This is a genomic window from Salinispora sp. H7-4 (assembly GCF_013416675.1).
Taxonomy (GTDB): Bacteria; Actinomycetota; Actinomycetes; order Mycobacteriales; family Micromonosporaceae; genus Micromonospora; species Micromonospora vitiensis.
Genome location: NZ_JABZED010000004.1, coordinates 142,857 through 160,986 on the forward strand (window position 1 = coordinate 142,857; position 18,130 = coordinate 160,986).

The window sequence follows — 18,130 nt, forward strand, 5'->3', positions numbered from 1 at the left end:
CGGCACGGAGAACACGTTCACTCTCCGAAGGGACGGTGCCATGGGCACTCCGGTGATCGTTGACGCGGTTCGCACGCCGATCGGCAAGCGGGGCGGCTGGCTGGCGGGGCTGCACGCCGCCGAGCTGCTCGGCGCGGCACAACGCGCCCTCGTCACCCATGCAGACCTCGACCCGGACACAGTCGAGCAGGTCATCGGCGGGTGCGTCACCCAGGGCGGCGAGCAGTCCAACAACATCACCCGCACCGCCTGGCTACACGCCGGCCTGCCGTACGGGACGGGCTGTCTCACCATCGACGCCCAGTGCGGTTCATCCCAGCACGCCGCCCATCTCGTCGCCGGTCTCATCGCCACCGACGCCATCGAGGTCGGCATCGCCTGTGGTGTCGAGGCGATGAGCCGGGTACCGCTCCGCGCGAATCTCGGCGTTGACGCCGGCACACCCCGGCCTGCCTCGTGGGAGATCGACCTACCCAACCAGTACGTCGCCGCCGAACGAATCGCCGTCCGGCGAGGACTGTCCCGCACGGCGGTGGACGAGTTCGGCGTCCGCTCACAGGCCAACGCCGCTCGGGCCTGGGCGCAGCGGCACTACGACCGCGAGGTCGTACCGGTGACCGCGCCGGTTCTCGACAGCGAGGGACAGCCGACCGGAGAAACCCACACGGTGGAGCGGGACCAGGGCCTGCGGGACACCACCCTGGCGGCGCTGAACCGACTGCGACCGGTGGTCGAGGGCGGGCTGCACACCGCCGGCACCTCGTCGCAGATCTCCGACGGCGCCGCGTCGGTACTGCTGATGGAGGCGGACCGGGCCCGCGCGCTCGGCCTCCGCCCCCGGGCCAGGATCGTCGCCCAGTGCCTGGTCGGCGCCGAGCCCTACTACCACCTGGACGGCCCCGTGCAGGCGACCGAACGCGTGCTGGCCCGCGCCGGCATGAAGATCGAGGATATCGATCGGTTTGAGGTCAACGAGGCGTTCGCCGCCGTGGTGCTGTCCTGGCTGTCGGCCCACCGCGCCGACCCGGAGAAGGTGAACGTCAACGGTGGCGCCATCGCCCTCGGGCATCCGGTGGGCAGCACCGGGGCCCGGCTGCTCACCACCGCCCTACACGAGTTGGAGCGAACCGCCACCCGTACCGCATTGATCACAATGTGCGCGGGCGGCGCCATGTCCACCGCGACCATCATCGAGCGCCTCTGACCCACGGGCGGCGCTGCCCGCCGTTGGGGTGTGGCGGCACTCAGGGATGCTGACTACTGACCGACACCACCTCACCGGTGAGATAGGAGGCGTAGTCGCTGGCGAGGAAGGCCATGACGGCCGCGATCTCCCAGGGCTGCGCCGCCCGGCCGAACGCCTCCTGACCGGTGAGCTCGGCGAGCAGGTCCGCACTGGTCACCTTCGACAGGTTGGGGTGCATGGCGAGGCTGGGCGCCACGGCGTTGACGCGGATGCCGTGGGGCGCCGCGTCCAGCGCCGCGCACCGGGTGAACGCCATCACCCCCGCCTTGGCCGCCGCATAGTGCGCCTGACCGGCCTGGGCCCGCCAGCCCAGCACCGACGCATTGTTGACCACCACACCACCGTGGCCCTGCGCCAGCATCTGCCGTACCGCCGCCCGCGTACAGCGAAAGGTGCCGGTCAGAGTCACGTCCAGCACCCGCGACCACTCGTCGTCGGTCATCTCCATGACCGACGCGGTGCCGCCGAGCCCGGCATTGTTGATCATCACATCCAGCCGTCCAAAACCTGTCACGGCGGCGTTGACCAACTCCTCGACTGCCTGCTCGTCGGTCACGTCGCAGGGCACCGACCGGACCCGGCCCGGGTGGTCCGCCGAGAGCCGTTCGTGGCTCTCGGCAAGCCGCCGGACATGCCGGTCGCTGATCACCACGAACGCCCCCTCGTCCAGGCAGCGCTCCACCACGGCCGTCCCGATCCCGGATCCCGCCGCCGCAGTCACCACCACCACCTTCTCCGCGAGCAGTTCCCGACCGGCCGGGCGAAGCGGCGGCGGGCCCGGGGGCCTCATCCGCGGGCCTGTCGTGGTAGACCGAGAACCCGCTCGGCGATGATGCCCCGTTGGATCTCGTCCGACCCGCCGTAGATCGTTTCCGCGCGACCGAACAGGAAGAGGCGCTGCCAGTCGTCCAGGTCGTAGGGGGCGTCCTGGGCAACTGTTCCGGCGGCACCGCGCACCTGCATCGCCAACTCGCCGAGCTGCTGATGCCACCGCGACCAGAGCAACTTCACCGCGGACGCTCCCCGCCCCGGGCCCGACTGGTCAGCCTCAGCCATCGTCCGTAGGGTGTGCGCGCGCAGCGCCCAGAGTCCGACAGCGGCGCGGGCGAGCCCGTCGCGCAGCGCCGGCTCACCGGCGACACCGGTGTGCCGGGCAAGCGCCACCAGGCGGTCCAGCTCCCGCTGGAACCCGACCTGCTGGCCGAGCGTCGCCGCGCCCCGCTCGAACGCGAGGGTGCCCATCGCCACCCGCCACCCCTGGCCCACCTCGCCGACAACCATGTCCCGCGAGGTGCGGGCGCCGTCGAAGAAGACCTCGTTGAACTCCGAGGTACCGGTCAGCTGACGGATGGGCCGCACCGTAATGCCGGGTTGCCGCATCGGCACCAGCAGATAGGAGAGCCCGGCCTGGCGCGGCCCGGTGCCGACGGGCTCGGTCCGGGCCAGGAGGAAGCACCAGTGCGCCACGTGCGCCAGCGAGGTCCACACCTTCTGCCCATCGATAATCCACTCGTCACCGACGAGTCGGGCTCGGGTCGCCACGGCGGCGAGATCAGACCCCGCCCCCGGTTCGGAGTACCCCTGGCACCACAGCTGTTCGACAGCGCGAATCCCGGGTAGGAAGCGCCGGCGTTGCTCCGGCGTGCCATAGGCGATCAACGTCGGGCCGAGCAACTCCTCACCCAGGTGGCCGACGCGCGCCGGGGCACCGGCCCGGGCGTACTCCTCGTGGAAGGCGACCTGTTGGGCGAGCGTCGCGCCCCGACCGCCGTGCTCGACCGGCCAGCCGAGACAGGTCCAGCCGGCGGCGGCCAGCCGGCGGTCGAAAGCCAGCCGTTCGGGGTACGCCTCGTGCTCCCGGCCCGGTCCACCCGCCCCCCGCAGCTCAGCGCTGACATTCTCCGCCAGCCAGGCGCGCACCGCCCGCCGGAACTCGTCGTCGTGCACTGGTGTCACCTCCCGAAACACGCGTAGGCTCACCCTACCAAGCACTTGCTTGTGTGAGGAGGTGTCGATGGAACACCGAGCAAAGCAGGAAACCACGCCACCCAACCCGACCGACAAACCACTCGAGCAGGTGCTTCGGCAGGAGGTAGCACAGTGACAGAGGACGAGCTGGTACGACTCGAACGCCAGGGCGCCACCGCGGTGATCACGATGAACCGGCCCCGCTACCGGAACGCCCAGAACTCGGCGATGACCTACGCCCTCGACTCCGCCTTCGCCACGGCCGTGAATGACGACTCGGTCGCGGTCATCGTGCTCGCCGGCGCCGGTGAGCACTTCTCCGCCGGCCACGACATCGGCTCACCCGGCCGGGACGTCGAAAAGAGCTTCGAGCGCCGGGCGGTGCTCTGGTGGGACCACGTCGGCCGGTCCGGCGCAGATCAGCGGTACGCCCGGGAGATGGAGGTCTACCTTGGCATGTGCCGGCGCTGGCGGGAGCTGCCGAAGCCGACCATCGCGATGGTGCAGGGGGCCTGCCTCGCCGGCGGGCTCATGCTCGCCTGGGTCTGCGACCTGATCGTCGCGGCCGAGGACGCATACTTCGCCGACCCCGTGGTCCGGATGGGTATCCCCGGTGTGGAGTACTTCGCCCATCCGTGGACGTTGGGCCCCCGCTTCGCCAAGGAGATCCTCTTCACCGGGGACCGGTTCGATGCCCGGCGCGCGTACGAGGTCGGCATGGTCAACCGGGTAGTCCCCCGCGCGGAACTGCACTCCCACACCCTCGGTCTCGCGCAACGGATCGCCGAGATGCCCCGCTTTGGACTGGCCCTGACCAAACGGGCCGTCAACCAGGCCGAGGATCTGATGGGAATGCGTTCGGCGATGGACGCCGCCTTCGGTCTGCACCACCTCGCGCACGCGCACAACGCGGAGGTGGCCGGCGACCCGCTGGCCGGAATGGATGCCGCAAGCATGAAGGCAAGGTCCAGTTCGTGAGCCCGGCCGGCACGATGAACCTCGACCTCGACCACGAGACCCGCGCGTTCCGGGCGGAGGTCCGATCGTGGCTGGCCACGAATGTGCCCACCACACCGTTGCCACCCGTGGACACTCCCGAGGGTGACCGAGCCCACCGGGCGTGGGAGCGGCGCCTCGCCGCGGCCGGGCTGTCGGTGGTGTCCTGGCCCATCGCCTACGGTGGACGCGACGTATCGCCCCTGCAGTGGCTGATCTTCGAGGAGGAGTACCACCGCGCCCGGGCTCCGGTCCGGATCAACCAGAACGGCCTCTTCCTCCTGGCGCCAACCCTGTTCACCCACGGTACGGACGAGCAGCGTGCCCGCCTGTTGCCACGGATGGCGCGGGCCGACGACGTGTGGGCGCAGGCCTGGTCGGAGCCGGAGGCCGGCAGCGACCTGGCCGGAATCCGCTCCCGTGCGGTACGCACCGACGGCGGGTGGCTCCTGTCCGGGCAGAAGACCTGGAGCACCCGGGCGGCGCAGGCCGATCACGCGTTCGGGCTCTTCCGCACCGGGGTGGACCGCCACCGTGGCCTGACGTACCTGATGTTCGACCTCCGCGCCGCGGGCGTCACGGTCCGACCGATCCAACAGGTAGGCGGTGCGACCGGCTTCGCCGAGATCTTCCTCGACCAGGTGTTCGTGCCCGACGCCGACGTACTCGGCGCGGTAGACCAGGGTTGGACCGTCGCGATGAGCACCGCGGGCCACGAGCGCGGGCTGTCGCTGCGCAGCCCGGGACGCTTCACCGCCGCCGCCCAGCGGCTCGTACGGCTGTGGTGTCAGGCCGGTGCGCACACCGACCCGGCGTTGTCCGACCGCGTCGTTGCCGGCTGGATCGCCGCCCGGGCATACCAGTTGCACAGCTACGGTACGGCCACCCGGGAGGCCGCCGACCGCACACCCGAGCCTGCGCCACCCTCCGGCCGAGCCGATCGACCAGCGCAGGCCGGTGCGACGGCATGGCGGGGCAGTGGCCACGCCGCCAGCATGACCAAGGTTTTCTGGTCCGAACTGGACGTCGCCCTACACGAGGTGGCGCTCGACCTGCTCGGGCCGCACGCCGAAACGGGCGGTCTCCGGACGGATTCGGCGGGCCGGGCCGGCGATGCCGACGACACGGACGCCTGGCTGGACGGCTACCTGTTCTCCCTGGCCGGTCCGATCTATGCCGGCACCAACGAGATCCAGCGCACCGTGATCGCCGAACGGGTACTCGGCCTCCCCCGGGGTCAACGATGAAGCTGACCCCCTCCGTGGAGCAGGAGCAGTTCGCCGCCGCCCTCCACGCGATGTTCACCGAGGCGGACATTCCCACCGTCGCCCGCCAGTGGGCCGCCGGCGACCCGGCGCCCGGGCAGGTGCTCTGGCGCCGGCTGGCCGAGCTCGGCGTGACGGGTCTGGCGGTGCCGGCGCGGTGGGGCGGCCTGGCCGCGCACCCGGCGGACCTCGTCGTCGCGTGCGAGGAACTCGGGCACCACGCCCTGCCCGGTCCAGCCGCCGAGTCCATCGCCGCCCTGCCCATGTTGCTCACGATGCTCGGCGACGACGCACTCTGCGAGACCTGGCTGCCCCGGCTCACCAACGGGGAGGTGATCGGTACGCTCGCCGTGCCGCCGCACGTGCCGTACGCGACGGACGCCGATGTCGTGTCCCTGGTTCTCCGGGCGGACGAGCAGGCGCTACGCCTCGGGGTGCCGGGGCCGCGACGGCGCTCGGTGGACGACACCCGACGACTGGTCGAGGTGGCCGACGGAGCGCTGCTGGCGGCCGGCCCGGCCGTCGGCCCGGCTGTCGCCCACGCCCTCAACGCCGGCGCGCTGGCCTGCGCGGCGCAGCTTCTCGGAGCGGGCCACGCACTGCTCGAGACGACCCTCCGGTACGCCGGCCAACGCACCCAGTTCGGCCAACCGATCGGGCAGTTTCAGGCGGTCAAGCACCAGCTCGCCGACGTGGCGATCGGCCTCGAATTCGCCCGGCCGCTGCTGTACGCCGCCGCCGTCGCCCTCGCCGACCACCCGCCCACGGCTGCCCGCGACGTCTCCGCCGCGAAGGTGGCCTGCACCGACGCCGCCCAGCGGGCGGCCCGCACCGCACTACAGGTACACGGGGCGATCGGGTACGCCCGGGAGTCCGGCCTCGACTCCTGGCTGACCAGAATCTGGGCACTGGCTCGGACCTGGGGCACCCAGTCCTGGCACCGCGACCGGATCCGGACCGCACTAGCCACTGGAGCTCTGACATGACCGCGGAGCAGGAAGCCCTTCGGATGAGCGTCCGCGGTGTGCTGTCCCGGCACACCGCCGACCGGTCCATCGCCGAGCGGACCGAGTCGACGGCGGGAGACGACGCCGAGCTCTGGCAGGTGCTGTGTGGCCAGATCGGAGTGGCGGGACTCGCCGTACCCGAACGGTTCGGTGGGCTCGGCGCCGGCCTGGGCGAGGCCCATGTCGTGTTGGACGAGTTGGGCCGCACCCTCACCCCCGCGCCGATGCTCGGCTGCGCGGTCCTCGCCGGCCAGGCCCTGCTGCACAGCGGGGACGAGGCGGCCTGTCGACGGATCCTGCCCGACCTGGTCGGCGGAGAACGGCTGGCCGCGCTCGCCTGGACCGACCAGCACGGTGACTGGGATCCACACCGACCCGCGTTCACCGCGACGAAGGGCGGCCGGCTCACCGGCGAGGCGCACTACGTGCTCGACGCCCCCTTGGCCGACGTGTTGCTGGTCGCCGCGAGCACCCCCGCGGGGGTCCGACTCTTCGAGGTGGACCCGCACGCTGTCGGCGTCCGACGACGCCCGGTCACCACCGTGGACCTGACCCGCCGACTGGGGGTGGTCATGCTCGACGGGGCATCCGGTCATCAGCTGGGCGAGGTGAACCCGCTGGAGCGGGTCCGGGACATCGCCTGCGTCGCGCTCAGCGCCGAGCAGGTCGGTGCGGCTACGCGGGCGGTGGAGCTGACCGTGGCGTACGCGCTGAGCCGGGTCCAGTTCGGCCGGCTGATCGGCGCCTTCCAGGCGATCGCGCACCGGCTGGCCGACCTGCACGTCGTGGTGGAGAGCGCCCGCTCCCTGTCGTACGCGGCGGTGTCGAGCCTCGACTCCGACGCGCCCGATGCCCACCTGCTCGCCGCCGGGGCCGCGGTCCACTGCGCCGAGGCGCTCGAGCAGGCCGCCGCGCAGATGATCCAGCTACACGGCGGCATCGGCATCACCTGGGAGCACGACGCGCACCGCTACTTCAAACGGGCCCACGGGGCAGCTCACCTCTTCGGTCACCCGCGGGCACATCTCGCCCGGCTCGCGGAGGCGGTGATCGGCGCTCAGCGGTAGGAAGCGCCGAAGCGGTCCAAGGCGGTGATGACCGCGTCCCCGACGCCGTGCCCGGCGCCGTGACCGGCCTGGTCGACCAGCTCCAACCGCGCGGCGGGCCAGACCTTGGACAGGTGCCACGGGACGTCCACCGGGCTGCCCAGGTCGAGCCGGCCGTGGACAAGCACCCCGGGAACTCCGGCGAGCCGGTGTGCACCGGCCAGCAACTCGCCGTCGGCGAACCAGCCGTCATGCGCCCAGTAGTGGGTGACAAGGCGGGCGAAGGTCATCCGGAACACCGGGTCCTCGAACCGGGGGTCGGGTCCACTGCCGGGCAGGTTCGAGACGAGGGCGTCCTCCCAGGCGCACCAGGCGCGGGCGGCGCGGTCCCGTACCGTCTCGTCCGGATCGGCCAACAGCCGGGCGTAGGCGGCGGGAAGGTTGCCGTCGCGTTCGGCGGCCGGTACCGCATCCAAGAACCTGTCCCACTGTTCGGGGAAGATCCGTCCGAGGTCACGGGTGAGCCACCGATGCTCGGCCGGGGTGCTGGTGACGACGCTGAACAACACCATCTCGGTGACCCGGTCGGGGTACCGCTGGGCGTAGCCAAGGCCGAGAGCGCTGCCCCACGATCCGCCGAGCAGCAACCACCGGTCGATGTTCAGGTGGGTCCGCAGCTTTTCGATGTCGGCCAGCAGGTGCGGCATGGTGTTGGTGGACAGGTCGGTTCGCACGTCGCCCGCGTCCGGTGTGCTGCGCCCGCACCCCCGCTGGTCGAACAGGACTATCCGGTAGACGGCCGGATCGAAGAGCCGCCGCCAGCCGGCGCTGGCGCCGGAACCGGGGCCGCCGTGCAACACCAGCGCCGGCTTGCCGGATGGGTTGCCGCAGCTCTCCCAGTAGACGAGATGACCGTCCCCGACATCGAGCAGGCCAGTCGCGAAGGGTTCGATCTCGGGATACACACTCGTCATCCGCGTGATTCAACCAGTTGAGCGCCGACTGCGCACGGGCGCTGGCAGGGTGGCCTGCGTCGGCTACACCAGACCGCGCAGGGCCCACCTGCAGCCGGAGCCGGAGGGCTCAGGTCCCGCCGTTGGCGAGGCCCGCTGGCCCGAGCAGCAGGCCGCTGGTGGGTACGCCGGTGCCGGCGGTCACCAGCACCGGGCCGGCCCCGGCGACCTGGTTGACCGAGCTTCCCCGGACCTGCCGGACCGCCTCCACGATGCCGTTCATGCCATGGATGTACGCCTCGCCGAGCTGTCCGCCGTGCGGGTTGACCGGGAGCCGACCATCCAGTTCGATCGCGCCGTCAGCGATGAAGTGTCGTGCCTCGCCCGGCGGGCAGAACCCCAACTCCTCCAACTGCATCAGGACGTACGGGGTGAAGTGGTCATACAGCACCGCGACCCGCACCTCGTCGGGACCGAGACCGGACTGCTCCCAGAGTTGCCGCCCGACCACGCCGAGCTCCGGTAGCCCGGTCAGGTTGTCGCGGTAGTAGCTGGTCATGATGTACTGGTCCGCTCCGCTGCCCTGCGCGGCAGCGGTAATCACCGCGGGTGGCTGCCGCAGATCGGCGGCCTGCTCGACGCCGGCCACCACGACGGCGACCGCTCCATCGCTCTCCTGGCAGCAGTCCAGGAGCCGAAGTGGCTCGGCGATCCACCGGGACGCCTGGTGGTCGGCGAGGGTGATCGGTCGTTCGAAGAACCAGGCTCGCGGGTTGGTCGCGGCATGCCGGCGAGCAGCCACCGCCACCCGGCCGAAGTCCTCCCCGGTGGCCCCGAAGACGTGCTGGTAGCGCCGGGCGGCCATGGCCACGGTGGCGGCCGGGGTGCCCAACCCCATCGGGTAGTGCCAGCCATTGTCGACGCCGGAGCTGGTCGGTGCGCTCGAGACGTCTCGAGACACCCGGCCGAAGCGGCGGCCGGAGCGCTCGTTGAGCGCGCGGTAACAGACCACCACCCGCGCCATCCCGGCGCTGATCGCCAGGGCCGCCTGCTGCACCGTGGCACAGGCGGCGCCGCCGCCGTAGCCGACCTGGCTGAAGAAACGCAGCTCCCCCGCACCGATCTCCCGGGCCAGGGCGACCTCGGCGGTGCTGTCCATGGAGAAGGTCACCAGACCATCGACATCGGTCGGCGCCAGCCCGGCGTCGGCGAGTGCGGCACGGACCGCCTCCACCGCCAGCCGGAGCTCGCTGCGGCCCGAGTCCTTGGAGAACTCCGTCTCACCGACCCCGACGATCGCCGCTCTTCCCGAGATCACGGAAGCCTCCCGACCTCAACCTGCCCGGTGACGTGATCGCCCCCGGGAACCCGCCCCACCACGGCCACCACACACCCGGTGGATGACACCTGCGTCACCTGACCGGTCAGGACGAGCGTGTCGTACGCGTAGCAGGGCGCCCCGAGCCGGATAGCGACGCGGTGCACCATCGCTGTCGCTCCCGCCCAGTCGGTCACGTACCGCTGCACCAGTCCGGTCGTGGTCAGAATGTTGAGGAAGATGTCCTTCGAGCCCCGCCGAACGGCCTGGTCCCGATCGTGGTGCACATCCTGGAAGTCCCGGGTGGCCAGGGCGGTGCTGACCACGAAGGTCGGGGTGACCGGGATCCGCAGTTCCGGCAGGACGACGCCGACCGCCACGTTCATGGCAGCAGCCGCCATGCCGGCAGGGTCAGCTCGGCGTCCACCGGTACGAAGTCGACCTGGACCGCAGCGCCGATCCGCACCTGCGCCGGGTCTGCGCCGAGTAACTCGCCCACCATCCGTACCCCTTCGGTCAGCTCCACCAACGCGATCACGATCGGCAACCGCCGCCCCGGCACCGGCGGGTGCCGGTGCACCACGAAACTGAAGACCTCACCCGTACCGCGGGCGACCAGGTGGTCCTGGCGGTCGGCGCCGCACTGTCGGCAGACCGGCCCCGGTGGATGTCGCAGCTGACCACAACCGCCGCACCGCTGAATGCGCAGCTCGCCGGCGGCGGTGCCGGCCCAGAAGAAGGCGGTGTCCTGGGTGACGACCGGCCGGAGCACGTCAGCCGGCTCCGGTACCGGTGCCGGAGTCCGCTCGGACGCGGCGGCTGGACCCGGTTCGGATGCCGGAGCCGGCTCGGATGCCGGAGCGGCCGCGGTGGAGTCCGGCGGCCGGAACTTGAGCACCCGGAAGGTCATCGACGCCACGGCCTCCGTACCGACGTACCAGGTGCTGTCGGTGGTGACAAACCAGCCCTCGCCGAGCGCCGTGCGTTTGGGTCCGCTCACGTCTACCAGCCGGCTGCGCACCTCAACCCGTTCGCCGTCGCGCAGATACCGGTGGTACGTCTGCTCGCAGTTCGTCGCCACCACCGAGGTGAACCCGGCCTGATCGAGTACGGCGGACATGGCCGACAGCGGATCGGCGGGATCCGCGGCCGGATGCAGGCCACGCATCGTCCAGACCTGCGTCATCGCCGGTGGTGCCAGACCCTCCTGCTCGTAGCGGGGATTGCGGTCGCCGATCGCCTCCAGCCAGTTCCGGATCATCGGTAGGTTGACCGGATCGCGTGCCGGCCGGGCCGGCCCCGCACCGGCCGCCCGGATCCGCTCCACGGCGGCAGTGATGGTGCCCTCCATCGGTTCCTCCCTCGTCCCCCGTTGACTGGCCTGATCCACAGTCAGCCCGCGGTTGCCCGGGGCAGGCCGAGAACCCGTTCAGCCACCAGGGAGAGCAGGATCTGGGTGGTTCCGCCGGCAATACTGAGGCATCGGGTGAGGAGGAAGTGGTGGACTGGCTCCACACTCGCGCCGTCGGCCGCCGCACCGTCCGGACCGCAGAGCGTCAGCGCGGTCTCGGCCACCGCCTGTCGATGGCTGACCCCGATCAACTTGGCCACCGCCGACTCTGGCCCACCTCCACCTGCACCGAGCTGCCGTAGCGTGGCCCGGCACTCCACCAGGGAGACAGCGAGACCGTCCGCGACGTGGCCACCCAGGCGTTCCCGCATCCCCGGCTCGCCGGCGACTCCACCCGCCCCCACCATCCGGACCAGTCGGTCCACGTCGGCACCGAATCCGGGGCCGCGCCCCATGGCGACCCGCTCGTAGGAGAGCGTCGCCCGGGCCAGCCGCCAGCCCTGTCCTGGTTCGCCCACCACACCCTCGTCGGGGACGAAGACGTCGTCCAGGAAGACCTCGTTGAAGACCGACAGCCCGGTGATCTCGCGCAGCGGGCGAATCTCGATGCCGGTACTGCGCATATCGACCAGGAAGTAGGTCAGACCACGATGCTTGCTCGCCGTGGGATCGGTGCGCGCCAGGCAGATCGCCCAGTCCGCCTCGGCCGCCAGCGACGTCCAGACCTTCTGGCCGGACAGCCGCCAACCGCCCGGCACCCGGTTCGCCCGGGTGCGCAGCGAGGCCAGGTCCGAACCGGCCTCCGGCTCGCTGAAGAGCTGACACCAGGTGAGCTCGCCACGCAGGGACGGGCCGGCGAACCGATCCCGCTGGGCGGCACTGCCGTAGCGCAGAATCGTCGGGACGGCCCAGCCGGCGATCGCCAGGTCCGGGCGGATGACGCCGGCCCGGTCCAGCTCCTCGTCAATAAGGAGTTGCCGGGCGGGTGCGGCGTCGAGCCCGTACGGCGCGGGCCAGTGTGGCGTGAGATATCCCACGGCCGCCAACCGAGCCCGGCGCTCGGCCTCGGGAAGCTGCGCGATCGCCCGGAGCTGGGCTCGTACCGCCAACCGGTCCGCGGAGTCGGCGTCCCGCTCCGCTCCGGACGACGATGGTGCCGTTTCCGCTGCGGCCCGGAATTCCTCGCCAACCGCCCACACCTGCCGACGCGCACCGGCCAACGTCAACTCCGCGCAGCGCTGCCGCCATCGGGTACCGCCGCCGAGCAACTGCCGTAGGGCGAGTGCTCGACGCAGGTAGAGGTGGGCGTCGTGCTCCCAGGTGAACCCGATCCCGCCGAGCACCTGAATACAGTCTTTGGCGTTGTCGACCGCGGCGTCCAGAGCGATCGCGGCGGCGGTGGCGGCGGCCAGGGGAAGCTCCTCCGGCGCCTGGTCATAGGCGCGGGCCGCGTCCCAGGCCACCGCGTTGGCCCGCTCCGACCGGCAGAGCATCCCGGCGCAGAGGTGCCCGACCGCCTGGAACGACCCGATCACCTGATCGAACTGGCGCCGCACCTTGGCATGCTCGGTGGCGGTGTGCAGGCACCAGGAGGCCACCGCTGCCGCCTCCACCGCGGCCAGCAGCGCCGCGCAGTCGCGGAGCCGGTCCGGCCCGGGTGCGGGCAGGAGCTGATCGGGCTCGACGAGCACTTCCGCCAATCGCACGTCGGCCAGGGGCCGGGAGAAGTCCACCGGCGTACGTGCGGTGCGGTGAACCCCCGCATGCGCCGAATCGAGCACGAACGACAACGCTTCGGTCTCGGTGCCAGCGGTCAACATCAGGTGGGTGGTGCTCCCCGCACCGAGTACGGCGTTGACCTGCCCGGTCACCCGGTAGGCTCCCCCGGCGACCGGCACGGCCGTCAACGCTCCCGGAGTGAGTGCCACCCCGACCGAGATCTTGCCGGCCGCAAGGTCCGGCAGCAGGCTCTTCGCGACGGGCGTCGGCCCGGTGGACGCGAGGGTCAGGGCCGCGAGCAGGGTGGGCATGACCGGGCCGGGGACCAGGGTAGCGGTGAGCTGTTCCAGCACGGCGGCCAGCTCACCGGCCCGGCCACCGTCACCACCGAGCTGCTCCGGCACGGCCAGGGCGAAGCAACCAAGGCCGGTCAGACCGGCCCAGTGCCGGTCGGCCGCTGCCGGCGGGCCGTTCTCCAGCCCGCGTACGGTGGCGAGGACGTCGGCACCGGCAGCCCACTGCCGGATCGCGTCCTGGAGCGCCAACTGGTCGGTGGTCATCGCGATCGGCATCGACCCTCCCCACTCCAAACACCTCACGCTAGTAGAACACGTTCTACTAGCTACCGCCAGCCGTCCTGAGCGCACGGCGCCCGCCCGTTGCTAGACTTGGGATGGCATGGCCGCTGCCAATATCGGCCAAGATCACGGAAGGCAAGATGGTGGCGTCGAGAACACATACCAGAAGCCCGGGCGCGGGCAGCCTGACCGACACCGAGCAGGGGTCGGCGGCGCAGCGAGAACGCCGACGGCGCATCCTGGACGCCACCCTCATCCTGGCCTCCAGGGGTGGATACGACGCGGTGCAGATGCGGACCGTCGCCGAACACGCCAACGTCGCCCTCGGTACGTTGTACCGCTACTTCCCCTCCAAAATCCACCTGTTGGTCTCCGCCCTGGCCAGAGAGTTCGAGCGGACGCAGGACCGGCTCCGTCGCACCGCCATTCCGGGCGAGACGGCACACGAGCGGACCGCGTTCGTCCTCGGCCGGGTCACCCGCGCCATGCAGCGCGACCCCATGCTCACCGAAGCGATGACCCGGGCGTTCATGTTCGCCGACCCGACCGCCGCCACCGAGGTCAACGCCGTCGCCCGACTCATGGAAGACATGTTCATCATGGCCATGCAGGACGGCCAGCCATCGGCGGACGACCGGGCCAAGGCCCGCGTCATCGGTGATGTCTGGCTCTCCAGCCTGGTCGCCTGGGTCACCCGCCGCGCCTCGGCCAACGACGTGCACGAGCACCTCGAACTCGCTGCCCGCCTGTTGCTGCGCTGACGGAAAGGCGGCATAGCCGGATAGCCCGTCGCCCACCGGGCCGCGAACGACACCGGCCCCGGTCCACCGGGGTAACCGGGGGCCGGTTCCCGGTATTCGATAGATACTCACCTTAGGTGGTGGCGCAGTCACTCCGCTTGTCCTACGGTGCTGGGGGCGAAGGTCGGCGGCGCACCAAGGGCTCCACGCGGGCCCAAATCCCGGCTTGGGTCAATGAGGTGGCCTGGGAGGGGACTACCTGATGACGCGATCGTTGCCCACGAGGGTGAGCCCGTTGCTCTCGTCCACGACGCTGCCGTTGACGACGGGGCGCCGGGCGGGCTGAGCTCTCCGCTGGTGGGCCCGCCGCGTCGGGTCCGCTGACCGGAAGCGGACCAGCGTTGCGATGCAGGGTATCCGCCGGGAAGGACAGGAGAGCATCCACGATGACCTACCAGCACGACCGGGACCTGCATCTCACCCACAGCCCGGAGCGGGGCTACTGGCACTTCATGCTCTACATCGAACCACCGGCGTACACCAGCGGCGCCATCAACGCCGGCCGGCAGCTCGATACCTACGCCAGTCGATACGCGGCCGAGTGGCGGGACCGACTCACGCCCTGCGCCCCAGACGCCCTGCACGTCACCCTCGTCGCCCCGGACGAGGCGCCCCAGCTCTGGCATCCCTGCGTCTACGACGACCCCGACTCTCCCTCCGCGGTCGCCGGCGACGGCTGCCTCTGCTGGCGCGCCTTCCGTGATCCGATCACCTGGCTGCCCGTCGCCGTGCACCACTATCGGACAGTCACCGGCAACCACGAGCACTGGGACCATCACACCTACGCTCCCCTCGCGCTTCCCGACGGGGAACAGCTGACCGCCCTGATCATCGACCGCGAGGCCGACATGGTCTGGGCCCGCACCGACCGGGGCACCCTGCACATCCTGCCCGAGAAGCAGACCGCCGGTTACAGCACCGGCTACCCGGGCAGCGGGCCGGCCGAACTCGCCAGGATGATCGAGAAGATCGTCGCCTCCGACGGCTACGACGTGACTCCGGGCACGCCAAACCAACAACCAGCCGAGACCGTGTTCGGCTGGGCCAGCAGCCTCGCTGCCGCCCACACCCAGGAGCTCACCCTCCAGCAGCTCATGCTCCTCTGCCGCACCGGCGTCGTGGCATAGCCAGCGCTCCGAAGCCGCCTCCGCCAACGGCGCCGCGGGCCACGGCGGCGCCGCGGGCCACGGCGGCTCAGTCGTGCTCGACGGAGGGATTGCCGGCCTCCCAGTACGGTGCCGCGCCGAAGAGCTGCCAGGACTGTTCCGGTCGGGGCGCGACGAACACCCCGGTCGCCTCGACCAAGAGGTCGTCGGGGTGGGCAGCGGTCGAGATGCCGCCGTGGGCGGTGGTCTTCCGGCCGTTCACGGCGGTAACCCGGGCCGTCAGGTGCAGCGGCGTGCGCAACGGGATGGGTGCCCGATACCGGGTGTCGAGCCGGACGGTCATCCCCGCATTGCCGGTGGCACTCGCCACATAGCCGAGTAGCTGGTCCAGCAGTTGGGCACTGACTCCGCCATGGGCGTACCGGGGCGGCCCCTCGAAGGCCGGCCCCAGGGTGCACGCGCCGACCGCGACCCCGTCAACCAGGTCGATGCGCAGCGGCGGAGCCAGGGCACTGCCGACGCCGGTCACCGGGTTGTACATCCGGACTCCACCCAACAGGTCGTCAGCGCTCGGTATCCGCGTCACCTCCCGCTCACGGGTGGCCAACGGACGAGCCGCTCGGCGCAGGTCGGCGGTGACCTGACGGAGTTGGTCTGCCGGAATCTCCGTGGTGACCGCCTGCTCGACCAGGTCGCGTAAGGCATCTCCCAACTCTGCTATCGCCTCCCGCCGGTCCAGCAGGGCGGGACTGTCGTCCCGCTGTTCCCGCATGGGGTGGTGGCTGCGCCAACGCTCGTAGTTCGACCTACTCATCGTCACCGTCGTGCACCTCGTTCTCGACCGGTTACGGCCATCATGACACCGTTGCGGCGCCGGCTCGATCGCGTCCCCGTCGCTCGCGGCGGTCCGGGCCGGGCAGCACCGCGATCGACGGTCGACGCATAGCAAGATCAATACATCGATTGAAGTATGTACATGCGATACCTCCCGGCGCCGATCTAAATACAGTAACGTGTTCTACCATCTGTTTCCGCTGGGCTGGGGGTCCAATGACGACGGTGGTCGAGTACGACGTAGTGGTGGTGGGTGCCGGCGCGGCCGGCATGGTGGGTGCGCTAACCGCGGCGAAACGCGGCCTGCAGACCGTTGTGGTAGAGAAAGCCGATGTCTATGGCGGCACCACCGCCCGCTCCGGGGCGGGAATCTGGATACCCAACAACGAGGTGCTCCTCGATGCCGGAGTGCCGGACACTCCGACCAAGGCCGCCGAGTACCTGGCCGCAGTCGTCGGGGACGAGGTCCCCGCCGCACGCCTGCAGGCGTACCTCTCGGCCGGGCCGGCCATGATCTCCTTCCTGTTGGAACACACACCGCTGCGGTTCGCCTGGATGGAGGGCTACCCCGACTACTACCCCGAGCTGCCCGGTGGCCTGGCCGGTGGTCGGTCGATCGAGCCGCAACCGCTCGACGCCAATGTCCTCGGCGCCGAGTACGCCGCGCTGAACGCGCCGTACATGGCCATTCCGCCCGGCACGGTGGTCATGGACGTCGACTACAAGTGGCTGGCCCTCATCGCCCGCCACCCACGCGGGCTGACGACGGCCACCGAGATTGTCCAGCGCTACCTGGCGGCATGGGCCAAGGGAGAAAAGCCGATCACCATGGGCCAGGCACTCGCGGGCGGTCTGCGTGCCGGCCTGCTCGCCGCCGACGTACCGGTCTGGTTGAACACCCCCCTGACCGAGTTGGTCGTCAGCGAGGGGCGAGTCACCGGGGTACGGGTGGTCCGGGACGGGGAGGAGGTCCTCCTCACCGCCCGGCGCGGAGTCATCGTCGGGTCCGGCGGCTTCGAGCACAACGAGGCGATGCGCAAGCAGTACCAGGAGGCTCCCACCGGCACTGACTGGACCGTCGGCGCCTCCTCGAACACCGGGGACGGCATCCGGGCCTGCGCCGAGGCCGGCGCCGCTCTGGACCTCATGGACAGCGCCTGGTGGGGGCCGATGATCCCGTTGCCGACCGGCCCCTACTTCTGCCTCTCCGAACGCACGCTGCCGGGAAACATCTTCGTCAACCCGGCCGGGGAGCGGTTCGTCAACGAGGCCGCCCCCTACGGCGACGTGGTCCGCACCATGTACGCGCAGGACGCCTTCCCGGCCTGGATGATCACGGATCAGCGGTACCGCAACCGCTACCTGTTCCGTGACCTCCCACCGCTGCTGCCCTATCCGAAGGAGTGGTATGACTCCGGCGCCCTGGTCCGGGACTGGACCATCAAGGGCCTGGCCGACAAGATCGGCGTCCCCTCGGCAACCCTGAGCGCCACCGTAAACCGCTTCAACGCCCTCGCCAAGGCCGGTCGCGACACCGATTTCCATCGGGGCGACAGTAGCTACGACCACTACTACGCCGATCCCACCAACGATCCGAACCCCTGCCTGGCCGCGCTCGTGCTGCCACCGTTCTACGCGATGCGGATCGTCCCCGGCGACCTCGGCACCAACGGCGGCATCCGAACCGACGAGCGGGGCCGGGCGTTGCGGGAGGACGGCACGGTCATTCCCGGTCTCTACGCCGCCGGCAACGCGAGCGCGGCCGTCATGGGGAAGGGCTACGCCGGAGCAGGGTCGACGCTCGGTCCGGCGATGACCTTCGGCTACCTGGCCGCATTGGACATCGCCGAGGCGTCCCGCGACTGACGGCAGCCGTCTCGGGCCCACCAGCACCCCTTACGCTGGCCTTCGGCGGTCACCGCCTCGCCCGGGTAGCCCATGCG

At 70.9% G+C, this 18,130-nt stretch carries 16 protein-coding genes; 8 read left to right on the forward strand and 8 right to left on the reverse strand.

Features of this window, described 5'->3' with window-relative positions:
- The first annotated feature begins 40 nt into the window (after positions 1 to 40).
- Positions 41 to 1,204, forward strand: coding sequence for a steroid 3-ketoacyl-CoA thiolase (locus tag H0524_RS05865; protein WP_180197737.1), 1,164 nt, complete (start codon positions 41 to 43; stop codon positions 1,202 to 1,204).
- A 40-nt stretch (positions 1,205 to 1,244) separates the two neighbouring features.
- On the opposite strand, the gene H0524_RS05870 is transcribed toward H0524_RS05865, so the two are convergent.
- Entirely contained in the window at positions 1,245 to 2,036 is a 792-nt protein-coding gene (locus H0524_RS05870) for an SDR family oxidoreductase (protein WP_180197738.1), read from the reverse strand.
- Positions 2,033 to 3,193, reverse strand: a complete 1,161-nt coding sequence (locus H0524_RS05875) for an acyl-CoA dehydrogenase family protein (RefSeq protein ID WP_026322168.1) — start codon at positions 3,191 to 3,193, stop codon at positions 2,033 to 2,035. The genes H0524_RS05870 and H0524_RS05875 overlap by 4 nt, the downstream gene beginning before the upstream one ends.
- A gap of 153 nt (positions 3,194 to 3,346) precedes the next feature.
- Here H0524_RS05875 and H0524_RS05880 point away from each other — a divergent pair, with 153 nt between their 5' ends.
- Genes H0524_RS05880 through H0524_RS05895 form a run of 4 tightly spaced genes read left to right on the forward strand, consistent with a single transcriptional unit; the run spans position 3,347 to position 7,549 of the window.
- A complete protein-coding gene (locus tag H0524_RS05880) occupies positions 3,347 to 4,192 on the forward strand; it encodes an enoyl-CoA hydratase (protein WP_018724675.1) in 846 nt (281 codons plus the stop codon).
- Positions 4,189 to 5,457 (forward strand): acyl-CoA dehydrogenase family protein, encoded by a 1,269-nt coding sequence (locus H0524_RS05885; RefSeq protein WP_309225021.1) that lies wholly within the window; start codon positions 4,189 to 4,191, stop codon positions 5,455 to 5,457. Before H0524_RS05880 ends, H0524_RS05885 begins: the two co-directional genes overlap by 4 nt.
- Positions 5,454 to 6,461 carry an acyl-CoA dehydrogenase family protein gene (locus tag H0524_RS05890; protein ID WP_180197739.1) on the forward strand — a complete coding sequence of 336 codons (1,008 nt, stop codon included), beginning with the start codon at positions 5,454 to 5,456 and terminating at the stop codon, positions 6,459 to 6,461. The genes H0524_RS05885 and H0524_RS05890 overlap by 4 nt, the downstream gene beginning before the upstream one ends.
- Positions 6,458 to 7,549: an acyl-CoA dehydrogenase family protein gene (locus tag H0524_RS05895; protein ID WP_180197740.1), complete on the forward strand. Its 1,092-nt coding sequence runs from the start codon at positions 6,458 to 6,460 to the stop codon at positions 7,547 to 7,549. The genes H0524_RS05890 and H0524_RS05895 overlap by 4 nt, the downstream gene beginning before the upstream one ends.
- On the opposite strand, the gene pip is transcribed toward H0524_RS05895, so the two are convergent.
- From pip to H0524_RS05920, 5 genes are all read right to left on the reverse strand, one after another.
- Positions 7,540 to 8,502 carry a prolyl aminopeptidase gene (pip, locus tag H0524_RS05900; protein WP_180197741.1) on the reverse strand — a complete coding sequence of 321 codons (963 nt, stop codon included), beginning with the start codon at positions 8,500 to 8,502 and terminating at the stop codon, positions 7,540 to 7,542. The genes H0524_RS05895 and pip overlap by 10 nt on opposite strands.
- Positions 8,503 to 8,611: 109 nt before the next feature.
- Complete coding sequence (locus tag H0524_RS05905; protein WP_180197742.1) at positions 8,612 to 9,799, reverse strand: lipid-transfer protein; 1,188 nt, start codon at positions 9,797 to 9,799, stop codon at positions 8,612 to 8,614.
- Positions 9,796 to 10,185 carry a MaoC/PaaZ C-terminal domain-containing protein gene (locus tag H0524_RS05910; protein ID WP_018724669.1) on the reverse strand — a complete coding sequence of 130 codons (390 nt, stop codon included), beginning with the start codon at positions 10,183 to 10,185 and terminating at the stop codon, positions 9,796 to 9,798. The genes H0524_RS05905 and H0524_RS05910 overlap by 4 nt, the downstream gene beginning before the upstream one ends.
- Entirely contained in the window at positions 10,182 to 11,150 is a 969-nt protein-coding gene (locus H0524_RS05915) for a bifunctional MaoC family dehydratase N-terminal/OB-fold nucleic acid binding domain-containing protein (RefSeq protein WP_180197743.1), read from the reverse strand. Before H0524_RS05915 ends, H0524_RS05910 begins: the two co-directional genes overlap by 4 nt.
- Positions 11,151 to 11,191: 41 nt before the next feature.
- Positions 11,192 to 13,441 carry an acyl-CoA dehydrogenase gene (locus H0524_RS05920; RefSeq protein ID WP_180197744.1) on the reverse strand — a complete coding sequence of 750 codons (2,250 nt, stop codon included), beginning with the start codon at positions 13,439 to 13,441 and terminating at the stop codon, positions 11,192 to 11,194.
- A 146-nt stretch (positions 13,442 to 13,587) separates the two neighbouring features.
- Here H0524_RS05920 and kstR point away from each other — a divergent pair, with 146 nt between their 5' ends.
- Entirely contained in the window at positions 13,588 to 14,208 is a 621-nt protein-coding gene (kstR, locus tag H0524_RS05925) for a cholesterol catabolism transcriptional regulator KstR (protein ID WP_180197804.1), read from the forward strand.
- Positions 14,209 to 14,633: 425 nt separating this feature from the next.
- Positions 14,634 to 15,374: a hypothetical protein gene (locus H0524_RS05930; RefSeq protein ID WP_018724665.1), complete on the forward strand. Its 741-nt coding sequence runs from the start codon at positions 14,634 to 14,636 to the stop codon at positions 15,372 to 15,374.
- Positions 15,375 to 15,441: 67 nt separating this feature from the next.
- On the opposite strand, the gene H0524_RS05935 is transcribed toward H0524_RS05930, so the two are convergent.
- Positions 15,442 to 16,125: a PaaI family thioesterase gene (locus tag H0524_RS05935; protein WP_180197805.1), complete on the reverse strand. Its 684-nt coding sequence runs from the start codon at positions 16,123 to 16,125 to the stop codon at positions 15,442 to 15,444.
- A gap of 278 nt (positions 16,126 to 16,403) precedes the next feature.
- Between H0524_RS05935 and kstD the strand changes: the two genes are divergently transcribed.
- Positions 16,404 to 18,053, forward strand: coding sequence for a 3-oxosteroid 1-dehydrogenase (gene kstD, locus H0524_RS05940; RefSeq protein ID WP_180197745.1), 1,650 nt, complete (start codon positions 16,404 to 16,406; stop codon positions 18,051 to 18,053).
- Positions 18,054 to 18,130: the final 77 nt, after the last annotated feature.

Bases quoted from the DNA above. Each gene is read 5' to 3' on its own strand.
- H0524_RS05890 (WP_180197739.1), top strand. From the start codon at position 5,454: ATGAAGCTGACCCCCTCCGTGGAGCAGGAGCAGTTCGCCGCCGCCCTC.
- H0524_RS05915 (WP_180197743.1), bottom strand. From the start codon at position 11,150: ATGGAGGGCACCATCACTGCCGCCGTGGAGCGGATCCGGGCGGCCGGT.
- H0524_RS05870 (WP_180197738.1), bottom strand. From the start codon at position 2,036: ATGAGGCCCCCGGGCCCGCCGCCGCTTCGCCCGGCCGGTCGGGAACTG.
- H0524_RS05930 (WP_018724665.1), top strand. From the start codon at position 14,634: ATGACCTACCAGCACGACCGGGACCTGCATCTCACCCACAGCCCGGAG.
- kstD (WP_180197745.1), top strand. From the start codon at position 16,404: ATGACGACGGTGGTCGAGTACGACGTAGTGGTGGTGGGTGCCGGCGCG.
- H0524_RS05920 (WP_180197744.1), bottom strand. From the start codon at position 13,441: ATGCCGATCGCGATGACCACCGACCAGTTGGCGCTCCAGGACGCGATC.
- kstR (WP_180197804.1), top strand. From the start codon at position 13,588: ATGGTGGCGTCGAGAACACATACCAGAAGCCCGGGCGCGGGCAGCCTG.
- H0524_RS05910 (WP_018724669.1), bottom strand. From the start codon at position 10,185: ATGAACGTGGCGGTCGGCGTCGTCCTGCCGGAACTGCGGATCCCGGTC.
- H0524_RS05935 (WP_180197805.1), bottom strand. From the start codon at position 16,125: ATGCGGGAACAGCGGGACGACAGTCCCGCCCTGCTGGACCGGCGGGAG.
- H0524_RS05865 (WP_180197737.1), top strand. From the start codon at position 41: ATGGGCACTCCGGTGATCGTTGACGCGGTTCGCACGCCGATCGGCAAG.
- H0524_RS05895 (WP_180197740.1), top strand. From the start codon at position 6,458: ATGACCGCGGAGCAGGAAGCCCTTCGGATGAGCGTCCGCGGTGTGCTG.
- pip (WP_180197741.1), bottom strand. From the start codon at position 8,502: ATGACGAGTGTGTATCCCGAGATCGAACCCTTCGCGACTGGCCTGCTC.